The organism is Shinella sp. WSJ-2, from assembly GCF_003432075.1.
Classification (GTDB): Bacteria; Pseudomonadota; Alphaproteobacteria; order Rhizobiales; family Rhizobiaceae; genus Shinella.
Map to the genome: position 1 here is coordinate 379,228 of NZ_QWBU01000003.1, position 11,509 is coordinate 390,736.

Sequence of the window (11,509 nt, forward strand, 5' to 3'; positions counted from 1 at the left end):
AGCCGGCCTTGCAGGAAGAGAGACGGTCGAGCGGATGAAGACGGGTTTGCGCGGCGCCTTTTTCCCCCTCCTTCTGGCAGCAGTGACAGCCTCGGGATGCACCACCACGTCGGGCGGCAAGGCTTCGGCCGGTGCTACCACGGTGGCGGCAGGCGCCGGCGTCTATCTCTCCGCGCTTCAGGGCGGGCTCGTCAGCCGCAACACCGCGACACAGCTTTCCAAGGCCGACATGCAGCGCGCGCTCGAAGCCGAGTACCGCGCGCTGGAAGCGGCACCCGGCGGCCAGCCGGTCGTCTGGCAGGGGCAGGGCGTGACCGGATCGGTGGTCGCGGCGGCGCCCTATCAGGTCGGTTCGCAGAACTGCCGGCAATACAGCCACACGCTGACGGTCAACGGCCGCGACACGGCGACGCGCGGTGCGGCCTGCCGCAACGCCCAGGGGGCTTGGGAGCCGCTCTCCTGACGGAATTCGCGGTCGTTTGACCTTGCGGCGAAACGCCTCAATTTTGCGTCATTGTTCCCAGGGGAATTGGAAACGTCGCAGCGTTCCAGTAATTGAACGAACATGCTTTTCTGGATTCTCGTCGCCATCCTGACGGCAGCCGTGGCCGCTGTCCTGCTCCTTCCTCTGCTGAGGCGCCCTTCGGCGTCCGCAAACGATGCCGGCCATGATGTCGAGGTCTATCGCGACCAGCTGGAAGAGCTGAAGCGCGACGAGGCGACCGGCCTGATCGGTGCCAACGAAGCCGAGCTTGCCCGCGCGGAAGTCGCGCGCCGGCTGATCGCCGCGAGCAAGGCCGAGGCGAAGGAAAAGGCGCGCACGAGCGGCCGCAACCGGCTGGCACAGGCCTTTGTCATTGTGGTGCTTCCTGCCATCGGGCTCTGTCTTTATTTGGCGACCGGCCGGCCGGATCTTCCGGCTCAGCCGCTCGCAGAGCGCCTCGCCAATCCGGGCAACGACATCAATATCCTGATCGCGCGGGCGGAAAACCACTTGGCGCGCAACCCCGACGATGGTGCGGGCTGGGATCTCTTGGCGCCGATCTACTATCGCAGCAGCCGCATGGAAGATTCGGCCAATGCCTATGCCCAGGCGATCCGTTTGCTCGGCGAAAGCCCGGAGCGGCTGGACGGCTATGCGGAGGCGCTGATCGCGCTCGCCGACGGCGTGGTGACGGCGGATGCGCGCAAGCCGCTGGAAGCCTCACTGAAGCTGAAGCCGGACAATCCGCGAACGCGCTACTATCTCGCCCTTGCTCTGGAGCAGGAAGGCAGAAAGCCGGAGGCGCGGGCGGCCTTCGAGGCGCTCGCCAAGGATTCCCCCGCTGATGCCGCGTGGCTGCCGCTGGTCAACAAGCATATCGCGGCGCTGGGCGAGGGGGGAGCGACCCCAACGCTCGGCAACCCGACGGTGGACGATGTGGCCGCGGCGCAGGACCTGTCGACGGGCGACCGCCAGCAGATGATCGCCGGCATGGTGGAGAGCCTCGCCGCAAAATTGCAGGAAAACCCGAATAATTTCGAAGGATGGATGCGCATCATCCGTTCCTATGTTGTGCTGGATCAAAGGCCGAAGGCCGAGGCGGCGCTACAGACGGCGCTGAAAACCTTCCCGGCCGACAGCGAAAACGGCAAACAGCTTCTGGCGCTGGCGCGGGACCTTTCGATCTCGGTTGAGGGCAACACACAATGACGCGCAAGCAGAAACGTCTGGCAGTGATCGGCGGCGGCGTCGCCTTCCTCGTGGCGGCGGTGCTGCTCGTCATGTTCGCCTTCAGCCAGTCCATCGCCTATTTCTATGTGCCGGGCGATCTCGCCAAGGCGAACCTTGCACCGGGCACGCGCATCCGCCTCGGCGGCCTTGTCGAGGCCGGCACGGTGAAGCGCGGTGAGGGCTCGACTGTCACGTTCACCGTCACCGATACGCTCTCAACGGTGCCGGTGACCTACACCGGCATTCTGCCCGACCTGTTTCGCGAAGGACAGGGCGTAGTGGCGGAAGGCGCCTTCGGAACGGACGGGCTGTTCGTTGCCGATACGGTGCTCGCCAAGCATGACGAGACCTATATGCCCAAGGATGTGGCGGACCGTCTGAAGGCACAGGGTGTGGAACTCTCCGGCAAGGAAACGATCAAATGATCATCGAGCTCGGTCACTATGCCCTGGTCCTTGCGCTCGCGACGGTCCTTATCCAGTCGGTGCTGCCGCTGATCGGCACGATCCGCAACGACCGCTCGCTGATGGCCGTGGCCCCCGCCGCGGCCCTTGCCGGTTTTCTGCTGGTGCTCTTCTCTTTCTCGGTCCTGACCTTCGCCTATGTCGTATCTGATTTTTCGGTAGCGAACGTCTGGGAGAATTCGCACTCGTTGAAGCCGATGATCTACAAGATTTCCGGCGTCTGGGGGAACCATGAGGGCTCGATGTTGCTCTGGCTCCTCATCCTCGTCTTCTTCAGCGCGCTGGTCTCGACCTTCGGTGCGAACCTGCCGGAGCGGCTGCGCGCCAATGTCTTGGCCATCCAGGGCCTCATCTCGACGGCCTTTGCGCTGTTCATCCTCCTGACCTCCAATCCGTTCATCCGCCTTTCGCCGGCGCCGGCCGAGGGGCGGGACCTCAATCCGGTGCTGCAGGATGTCGGCCTCGCGATCCATCCGCCGCTGCTTTATCTGGGTTATGTCGGCTTCTCCGTCTGTTTCTCCTTCGCCATCGCCGCACTGATCGAGGGGCGGATCGATGCGGCCTGGGCGCGCTGGGTACGGCCGTGGACGCTGGCGGCGTGGAGCTTCCTTACCGCCGGCATCGCTATGGGCTCCTACTGGGCCTATTACGAACTCGGCTGGGGCGGCTGGTGGTTCTGGGATCCGGTGGAAAACGCCTCCTTCATCCCCTGGCTTGCTGGCACTGCGCTGTTGCACTCCGCGCTCGTCATGGAAAAGCGCGAGGCGCTGAAGATCTGGACCGTGCTTCTGGCGATCCTCACCTTCTCCATGTCGCTGCTCGGCACCTTCCTCGTGCGCTCGGGCGTACTGACCTCGGTCCATGCCTTCGCGACCGACCCGACGCGCGGCGTCTTCATCCTCGCCATCCTCGTGTTCTTCATCGGCGGCGCGCTGTCGCTTTTCGCCTTCCGGGCCGCGACGCTCAAGGCCGGCGGCCTCTTCGCGCCGATTTCGCGTGAAGGCGCGCTGGTTCTCAACAACCTGATCCTGACGACGGCGGCGGCGACGGTGCTGACCGGCACGCTCTATCCGCTGGTGCTGGAGGCACTGACGGGCGAGAAGATTTCCGTCGGCCCGCCCTTTTTCAATCTCACCTTCGGCCTTTTGATGCTGCCGCTTCTCTTGGCCGTGCCGTTCGGGCCGCTGCTGGCCTGGAAGCGCGGTGACGTCTTCGCGGCCGGGCAGCGGCTCTTTGCGGCTGTTGCCGTTGGTCTCGTCGTTGCGGCTGGCGTCGTCTATGCGCATGGCGGCGGGCCGGTTCTGGCCTATTTCGGCATTGCCATCGGCTTCTACATGATCGCGGGCTCGCTCACGGATCTCTGGATGCGCGCGGGCATCGGCAAGGTGAAGGCCAATGTCGCCTTCCGTCGCTTCATCGGCCTGCCGGGCTCGGCCTTTGGTACGGCGCTTGCCCATATCGGTATCGGCGTAACCGTTATTGGCGTCATTGCGGTGACGGCTTTCGAGACGGAGCATGTCGTGGAGATGAAGCCTGGCATGCAGGTGGAGGCCGGCGGCTACATGTTGACCTTCGACGGCATGCGCCGCGGGCAGGGGCCGAACTATTCGGAAGAATCCGGTCACTTCACGGTGGCGCAAGGCGGCGTGACGGTCACGGATATCTGGTCCTCCAAGCGCCTCTATACGGCGCGCCGCATGCCGACGACCGAAGCGGGCATCCGCACCTTCGGCCTCAGCCAGCTTTATGTCTCGCTCGGCGATGCCATGGCCGATGGCGGCATCGTCGTGCGCGTCTGGTGGAAACCGATGATCCTCTGCATCTGGATCGGTGCGTTGATCATGATGGCGGGCGGCGCCGTTTCACTTTGCGACCGGCGCCTGCGCGTCGGTGCCCCGCAGAAGGCGCGCAAGATGAAACCCGTGCTGGAGGCGGCTGAGTGATGCGCCGCCTGCTCATCGCCTTCGCCTTCCTGCTGACGGCTTTCCCGGCCTTCGCCGTCAATCCCGATGAGGTGCTGGCCGATCCGGCGCTGGAGGCGCGAGCGCGAGCTTTGTCGTCGCAACTGCGCTGCATGGTCTGCCAGAACCAGTCGATCGACGATTCCAATGCCGAACTTGCGCGCGATCTGCGCCTTCTCGTGCGCGAGCGCCTGAAGAACGGCGACAGCGACCAGGCGGTGATCGACTATGTCGTCTCGCGCTACGGTGAATTCGTGCTGCTGAATCCGCGTTTGCGTGGCGAGACATTGCTGCTCTGGGGCGCGCCGATCGTACTGTTCCTCGCAGGCGCGACGGCGATGATCCTGTTCGTCCGCAAGCGCGGTGGGAAGCCGACGGGGACGCCGCTGTCCGACGTGGAAAAGGCGGAACTGGAGCGCGCCTTAAAGGGCGATTAAACGTTTCCGCCCGGATTTTTCCAACATTACCAAAAATTCATGCGGCGGATAGTGTGCCGTAATGTGCACCGTCCTATCTCTTCTCTCATCAGCCGCCGAATGCGGCCATGACATGAGAGAAAAGGTGCAAAGAATGTCCAAGATTTCAGCATTCCGTCCGGGCCTCAAGACCGTCCTGAAGACGACAACCGTCGCCGGGCTTGCGGCCGTGATGCTTGCGACCGGCATTCCCGCCACTGTCAGCCAGAGCTTTGCGGAAGCCGTTTCCGTGGAAGGCCCGAAGGTCGCGAGCTTTGCCGATGTCGTTTCGGCCGTTTCCCCGGCCGTCGTTTCCGTCCGCGTCCAGTCCGATATCAAGCCGGCCAATGACGAGAGCAACTTCTCGTTCAATTTCGGTGGCCGTGGCTTCGACGAACTGCCTGACGATCATCCGCTGAAGCGCTTCTTCCGCGAATTCGGCGGCCAGGACGACATGCATGGCGACCGCGGTCCCGGCCGCCAGTTCGGCGATCGCGGCGATGACCGCCGCGGCCCCGGTCGCAAGCCGCATCTGCGCCCGACGGCGCAGGGCTCCGGCTTCTTCATCTCGGAAGACGGCTATATCGTCACCAACAACCACGTCGTCAGCGACGGTTCGGCCTTCACGGTTGTCATGAACGACGGCACGGAGCTCGATGCCAAACTGGTCGGCAAGGACAGCCGCACCGACCTCGCGGTTCTCAAAGTCGAGGAAAAGGACAAGCGCAAGTTCACCTATGTGGACTTCGCCGATGACAGCCAGATCCGCGTCGGCGACTGGGTGGTTGCCGTCGGCAACCCGTTCGGTCTTGGCGGCACGGTAACGGCCGGCATCATCTCGGCGCGTGGCCGCGACATCGGCTCCGGCCCCTATGACGATTACTTGCAGGTGGACGCCGCCGTGAACCGCGGCAATTCGGGTGGCCCGACCTTCAACCTTTCCGGCCAGGTCGTCGGCATCAACACCGCGATTTTCTCGCCCTCGGGCGGCAATGTCGGCATCGCCTTCGCCATTCCGGCGTCCGTCGCCAAGGGCGTCGTCGCCAACCTGATGAAGGACGGCAAGGTGGATCGCGGCTGGCTCGGCGTGCAGATCCAGCCGGTGAGCCGTGACATCGCCGACTCGCTCGGTCTGGCGGATGCCGCCGGTGCGCTGGTTGTCGAGCCGCAGGCAGACTCGCCCGGCGCCAAGGCCGGCATCAAGAAGGGTGACGTGATCACCGCGCTCGATGGCGAGCCGATCAAAGACCCGCGCGATCTTGCCCGCCGTGTCGCGCAGATCGCGCCCGGCAAGAAGGTCGAGATTTCGGTCTGGCGTGACGGGAAGTCTCAGAACATCCCGGTCGAGATCGGCACGCTGGCCGGCGAGCAGATCCAGGCCGCGACGAGCACCGACGAGGCCGAGCCGGAAGCCGCGCCGAGCGAACAGGCTCTGGCCGACCTCGGCATCTCGGTCACCCCTGGCGATGACGGCCTGACGGTTTCCTCCGTCGACCCGGATTCGGATGCCAGCGACCGCGGCCTCAAGGAAGGCGACCGCATCACCTCAGTCAACAACCAGGTGGTCAAGTCAGCCGCCGACGTCGTGAAGGTTCTCGACGGCGCCCGCAAGGACGGCCGCTCCAAGGCGCTGTTCCAGGTCGAAACCAAGGATGGCAGCCGCTTCCTGGCGCTGCCGATCGACCAGGGCTGATCGGCTCCATAGCCCTTTCCAATGGCGCCGCGGAATCGCAAGGTTTCGCGGCGTTACCGTATCCAAGGCCTCGGCTTCTAGCCAAGGCGTGGCGAACATGCTGTAAGGTCCGTACGATGAAGATATTGATTGTGGAAGACGATCTGGAGGCGGCCGCCTATCTCTCGAAGGCCTTTCGCGAGGCGGGCATCGTGCTCGACCATGCAAGCGATGGCGAGAGTGGCCTCTTTCTGGCGACCGAAAACAGTTATGACGTGCTGGTCATCGACCGCATGCTGCCGCGCCGCGACGGCCTGTCGCTGATCTCGGAACTGCGCCGCCGCAACATCCACACGCCTGTGCTGATCCTCTCCGCACTAGGTCAGGTCGACGACCGCGTGACAGGCCTGCGTGCCGGCGGTGACGATTATCTTCCAAAACCTTACGCATTCAGCGAGCTGCTGGCCCGTGTCGAAGTTCTCGGCCGCCGTAAGGGCACGCCGGAGCAGGACATGGTCTATCGGGTCGGCGATCTCGAGCTCGACCGGCTGTCGCACACGGTCAAGCGTGCCGGCAAGGAAATCCTGCTCCAGCCGCGCGAGTTCCGTCTGCTCGAATATCTGATGAAGAACGCCGGTCAGGTGGTGACGCGCACCATGCTGCTGGAAAACGTCTGGGACTACCATTTCGACCCCCAGACCAATGTGATCGACGTCCATGTCTCGCGGCTGCGCTCGAAGATCGAGAAGGATTTCGACCAGCCGCTGCTGCGCACCGTGCGCGGCGCGGGATACATGATGAAGGACGAGACGGCGGGCTGACCTCATGAATGGACTGCTCGGCCGCCTGACCGTTCTCTACCGCACCACGGCGGTGCGACTTTCCGCCGTCTATCTGCTGCTGTTCGCCATTTGCGCCGCCTTCCTCGTCTTCTATGTCTCGACCATGTCCGAAGGCCTTCTGCGCCAGCAGATGCGCGATGCGGTGGCCCAGGAAGCACAGCAGATCGAAGCCATTTTCGAAAAGAGCGGCATGAATGGCCTGTTGCGCACGCTCGAGCGGCGCGCCCGCCAGCCGGGCGCCAATCTCTATATCATCGCAAGCCCCACCGGCGAGGTGCTGGCCGGCAACGTGGCCTCGCTACAACCCGGCGTGTTGGATACGGAAGGCTGGACCGAGACGCCGTTCCTCTACCAGCGCTATCAGGAGGAGGCGCGCGGCAGCAAGCGGCCGATGGCTTATGCGCAGGTCGTGGTGCTATCCAATGGGTTGCGCGTGCTGGTCGGCCGCGATCTCGGCGAGCCGGAGAATTTCCGCAAGCTGGTACGCCAGGCGCTCATGGTGGCGCTCGGCGTCATGGGCATCGGCGCGCTCGCCATCTGGTATCTCATCGGCCGCAACGCGCTGAAGCGCATGGACCGCATGTCCGGCGCCAGCCAGCGCATCATGGCCGGCGATCTCTCGCAGCGCCTGCCGACAAGCGGCTCCGGCGACGAATTCGACCGTCTCTCCGAATCGCTGAACACCATGCTCGGCCGCATCGAAAAGCTTGACGAGGGGCTGAAACAGGTTTCCGACAACATCGCCCATGATCTCAAGACACCCCTGACGCGCTTGCGCAACAAGGCGGAAGCCGCGCTTGCCGGCGACGAGAAGGCCGATTACCGCACGGCGCTCGAGGAGATGATCGGCGAATCCGACCAGCTGATCCGCACCTTCAATGCGCTGCTGATGATCTCGCGCGTCGAGGCGGGGCAGGCGCCGGCGGAGATGAGCGCCATCGATATCAGCGGCATTGCGCGTGACAGCGCGGAACTCTATGAGCCCGTCGCCGAGGACAGCGGCTTGCGTCTCGTCACCGAGATCGCCAAGGCTATCGAAATCAAGGGCAACCGGGAACTCGTCGGTCAGGCGCTCGGCAATCTCGTCGACAACGCGATCAAATATGCCGAGGGCGGCGAAGGCGAACCGGAAATCCGCATCTCGCTGTCGCGCCGCGCCGGAGACGTCGTGCTCGCCGTTGCCGACAACGGTCCCGGCGTGCCCGACGACAAACGCGACGACGTGGTGAAGCGCTTCGTGCGTCTCGATGCCAGCCGCTCGAAACCCGGCACGGGCCTTGGCCTGTCGCTCGTCGGCGCCGTCATGGAGATGCATCATGGCCGGTTGGAGCTCGATGCCACTCATCCCGAGCGGGAAAACAATCGGGGGCTGACCGTCAGGATGGTTTTCCCTATTCGTCCGGACTGATACACCTCGTTCGATAGGACGAGGAGATATCATGAGCGTGACGGATACGACGCGGTTTTCCGATCTTTTGGCTTCCCCCATCCGGCCGCTCAGCCAGGCGGAAGTCAAATCGGTCCTGTCCGATCTCAAGGATTGGGCGAAGGACCACGCCGCCATCGCAAGGCTGCTCGGCGAGGACGGTCCGCTCAAGGATTTCATCGTCGCCGCTTTCACGCTGTCGCCCTATCTTCGTGATACCGCCCGCATCGATCCGCGTCTGCTGGTTCGCGCGCTGGAGGAGCCGATCGTTCCGGCAATCGACGCCGCCATTGTCCGCGCCCGCACGGCTTGGGAGGCCTCGGACGGCGAGGTGACGGAAGGCGTGCTGATGACCCGGCTGCGCATCGCCAAGCGCGAGGTTGCCTTCCTCACGGCGCTGGCCGATCTCGCTCGCATTTTCGATGCGCGCCGCACCACCGCGCTCCTGACGGCGCTTGCGGAGGCGGCGACCTCGGCGGCCATCGATCATCTTCTCCTCTCGGCTCACCAGAGCGGCAAGCTGAAACTTCCCGATCCGGCGCGGCCGAGCGACAAATCAGGTCTGATCGTGCTCGGCATGGGCAAGCTCGGCGCCGCGGAACTCAACTATTCCTCCGATATCGACCTCGTCGTCTTCTACGATCCGATGGCCGAGGTCGCCGTCGATGCGAGCGAGGCGGTGGAGACCTTCTCGCGCCTCGTGCGCCGGCTCATCCGCATCATGCAGGAGCGCACGGCGGATGGATATGTCTTCCGTACGGACCTACGTCTCAGGCCCGATCCCGGCGCGACGCCGCTCGCCATCTCCTTCGATTCCGCCATGCTTTATTACGAGAGCCGCGGCCAGAACTGGGAGCGGGCGGCCTTCATCAAGGCGAAGCCCGTGGCCGGCGACATCAAGGCCGGCGAGGCCTTCCTCAAGGGCCTGACGCCCTTCGTTTTCCGCAAATATCTCGATTACGCGGCGATCGCCGACATCCACTCCATCAAGCGGCAGATCCATGTGCACAAGGGGCATGGCGAGATCGCGGTGAAGGGACACAACGTCAAGCTCGGCCGCGGCGGCATTCGCGAGATCGAATTTTTCGTGCAGACGCAGCAGCTGATCGCCGGCGGCCGCGTGCCGGCGCTGCGATTGCGGGCCACCGAGCCGATGCTCGGGGAACTCGCGAAAGCCAACTGGATCGACCCGGCGACGGCCAGCGAGCTGACGGAGGCTTATTGGTTCCTGCGCGATGTCGAGCACCGCATTCAGATGGTGCGCGATGAGCAGACCCATCTCCTGCCGGATACCGAGGCGGAACTGAAGCGCATCGCGTTCATGCTGGGTTTCGAGGATACCGCCAGCTTCTCGGCGAAACTCGTCGATGTGCTGAAGACCGTCGAGCGGCGCTATGCGGCGCTGTTCGAGCAGGAGGCGAAGCTCTCCTCCGAAACCGGCAATCTCGTCTTCACCGGCCAGAAGGACGACCCCGACACGCTGGAGACGCTGAAGCGCCTCGGCTTCGAGCGCCCCGCCGATATTTCCCGCACCATCCGCACTTGGCACTATGGCCGCTACCGCGCTACGCAGTCTGTCGAGGCTCGCGAGCGGCTGACAGAGCTGACGCCACAGCTTCTGCGCGTCTTCGGCGAGAGCAAGCGGGCGGATGAGGCGTTGCTGCGCTTCGACAATTTCATCTCCGGCCTGCCGGCGGGCATCCAGCTCTTCTCGCTGCTCGGCAACAATCCGGCGCTTCTCTCCCTCATCGTCAACATCATGTCATCGGCCCCGCGCCTTGCCGAGGTGATCGCGGCCAAGCCGCATGTCTTCGACGGCATGCTCGACCCCGGCCTGCTTGCCGAGTTGCCGACCCGCACCTACCTCGCCGAGCGCATCGAGGGCTTCGTCTCCGGCGCGCGACATTATGAGGAAATCCTCGACCGCCTGCGCATCATCGCGGCCGAACAGCGCTTCCTCATCGGTATCCGCCTGCTGACGGGCGCGATCTCCGGCAAGCAGGCCGGCCGTGCCTTCACCCATGTCGCCGACCTCATCGTCGCCGCGGCGCTGAAGGCGGTGCTGGACGAGGTGGAGGCGGCGCATGGCAAATTCCCCGGCGGGCGGGTGGCACTGGTCGGCATGGGCAAGCTCGGCAGCTTCGAGCTGACGGCCGGGTCGGATATCGACCTGATCCTGCTTTACGATCATGACGGCGATGCCTTCGAGTCGGACGGTGCCAAGCCACTCGACAATATGAAGTACTTTACCCGCATCACCCAGCGGTTGATCGCGGCACTCTCCGCCCCGACGGCGGAGGGCGTGCTCTATGAGGTGGACATGCGGCTTCGCCCCTCCGGCAACAAGGGGCCGGTCGCGACCCGCATCACCTCCTTCGCCAAATATCAGGCCGAGGAGGCGTGGACCTGGGAGCACATGGCGCTGACCCGCGCCCGGGTGCTGTGCGGTGACGAGAGCCTGGCGAAGGAGGCGAACGACATTTTCCGCAGCGTGCTCTCACGCAAGCGCGACACAGGCAAAGTCGCCAAGGATGTCGCAGAGATGCGCGACCTGATCGACCAGGAAAAGCCGCCGAAGGATATCTGGGACCTCAAGCTCATCCCGGGCGGGCTGATCGATATCGAGTTCATCGCCCAGTTCCTCGCGCTGATCGCGCCGGCCCGCGGCGCGCCGCAACCTGAAAGGGCGCTGCCGACGGGCGACGCATTGGCGATGCTCGGCGGCGCGATGATGGATCCGAACGATCTTGAGACGAGCGAAAAGGCATTGTCGCTCTACACGGAGATTTCGCAGATCGTGCGTCTTTGCGTCGACGGCGGCTTTGATCCGAAAGAAGCGCCGGCCGGGCTCATCGACCTCGTCTGCCGGGCGGGCGATTGCCCCGACCTGCGCACGCTGGAGGCGGAAATCCGGCGGATTTCGAAGGCGGTACGCAAGATTTTGCAGGCGACGGTGAAGGGGTAGTCCGTTACCG

At 64.4% G+C, this 11,509-nt stretch carries 9 protein-coding genes; all 9 read left to right on the top strand.

Going from position 1 to position 11,509, the window contains the following annotated elements:
* The first annotated feature begins 34 nt into the window (after positions 1-34).
* The 9 genes from D0Y60_RS09575 (at position 35) to D0Y60_RS09615 (ending at position 11,499) form a co-directional block, all read left to right on the top strand.
* Positions 35-463 carry a hypothetical protein gene (locus D0Y60_RS09575; RefSeq protein ID WP_117369161.1) on the top strand — a complete coding sequence of 143 codons (429 nt, stop codon included), beginning with the start codon at positions 35-37 and terminating at the stop codon, positions 461-463.
* 102 nt (positions 464-565) lie between these two features.
* Positions 566-1,693, top strand: coding sequence for a c-type cytochrome biogenesis protein CcmI (gene ccmI / locus D0Y60_RS09580; protein WP_117369163.1), 1,128 nt, complete (start codon positions 566-568; stop codon positions 1,691-1,693).
* Positions 1,690-2,139, top strand: a complete 450-nt coding sequence (ccmE, locus tag D0Y60_RS09585) for a cytochrome c maturation protein CcmE (RefSeq protein WP_117369165.1) — start codon at positions 1,690-1,692, stop codon at positions 2,137-2,139. Before ccmI ends, ccmE begins: the two co-directional genes overlap by 4 nt.
* Entirely contained in the window at positions 2,136-4,121 is a 1,986-nt protein-coding gene (locus D0Y60_RS09590) for a heme lyase CcmF/NrfE family subunit (protein ID WP_117369166.1), read from the top strand. The genes ccmE and D0Y60_RS09590 overlap by 4 nt, the downstream gene beginning before the upstream one ends.
* Positions 4,118-4,576, top strand: coding sequence for a cytochrome c-type biogenesis protein (locus D0Y60_RS09595; protein WP_117369168.1), 459 nt, complete (start codon positions 4,118-4,120; stop codon positions 4,574-4,576). The genes D0Y60_RS09590 and D0Y60_RS09595 overlap by 4 nt, the downstream gene beginning before the upstream one ends.
* Before the next feature lie 133 nt (positions 4,577-4,709).
* The gene (locus D0Y60_RS09600) at positions 4,710-6,287 is read left to right on the top strand and encodes a Do family serine endopeptidase (RefSeq protein ID WP_117369170.1); all 1,578 of its coding nucleotides are present in this window, start codon (positions 4,710-4,712) and stop codon (positions 6,285-6,287) included.
* 116 nt (positions 6,288-6,403) lie between these two features.
* A complete protein-coding gene (locus D0Y60_RS09605; RefSeq protein WP_117369172.1) occupies positions 6,404-7,087 on the top strand; it encodes a response regulator transcription factor in 684 nt (227 codons plus the stop codon).
* 4 nt (positions 7,088-7,091) lie between these two features.
* Positions 7,092-8,516, top strand: a complete 1,425-nt coding sequence (locus tag D0Y60_RS09610; RefSeq protein WP_117369174.1) for an ATP-binding protein — start codon at positions 7,092-7,094, stop codon at positions 8,514-8,516.
* Positions 8,517-8,547: 31 nt separating this feature from the next.
* The gene (locus D0Y60_RS09615; protein ID WP_117369176.1) at positions 8,548-11,499 is read left to right on the top strand and encodes a bifunctional [glutamine synthetase] adenylyltransferase/[glutamine synthetase]-adenylyl-L-tyrosine phosphorylase; all 2,952 of its coding nucleotides are present in this window, start codon (positions 8,548-8,550) and stop codon (positions 11,497-11,499) included.
* Positions 11,500-11,509: the final 10 nt, after the last annotated feature.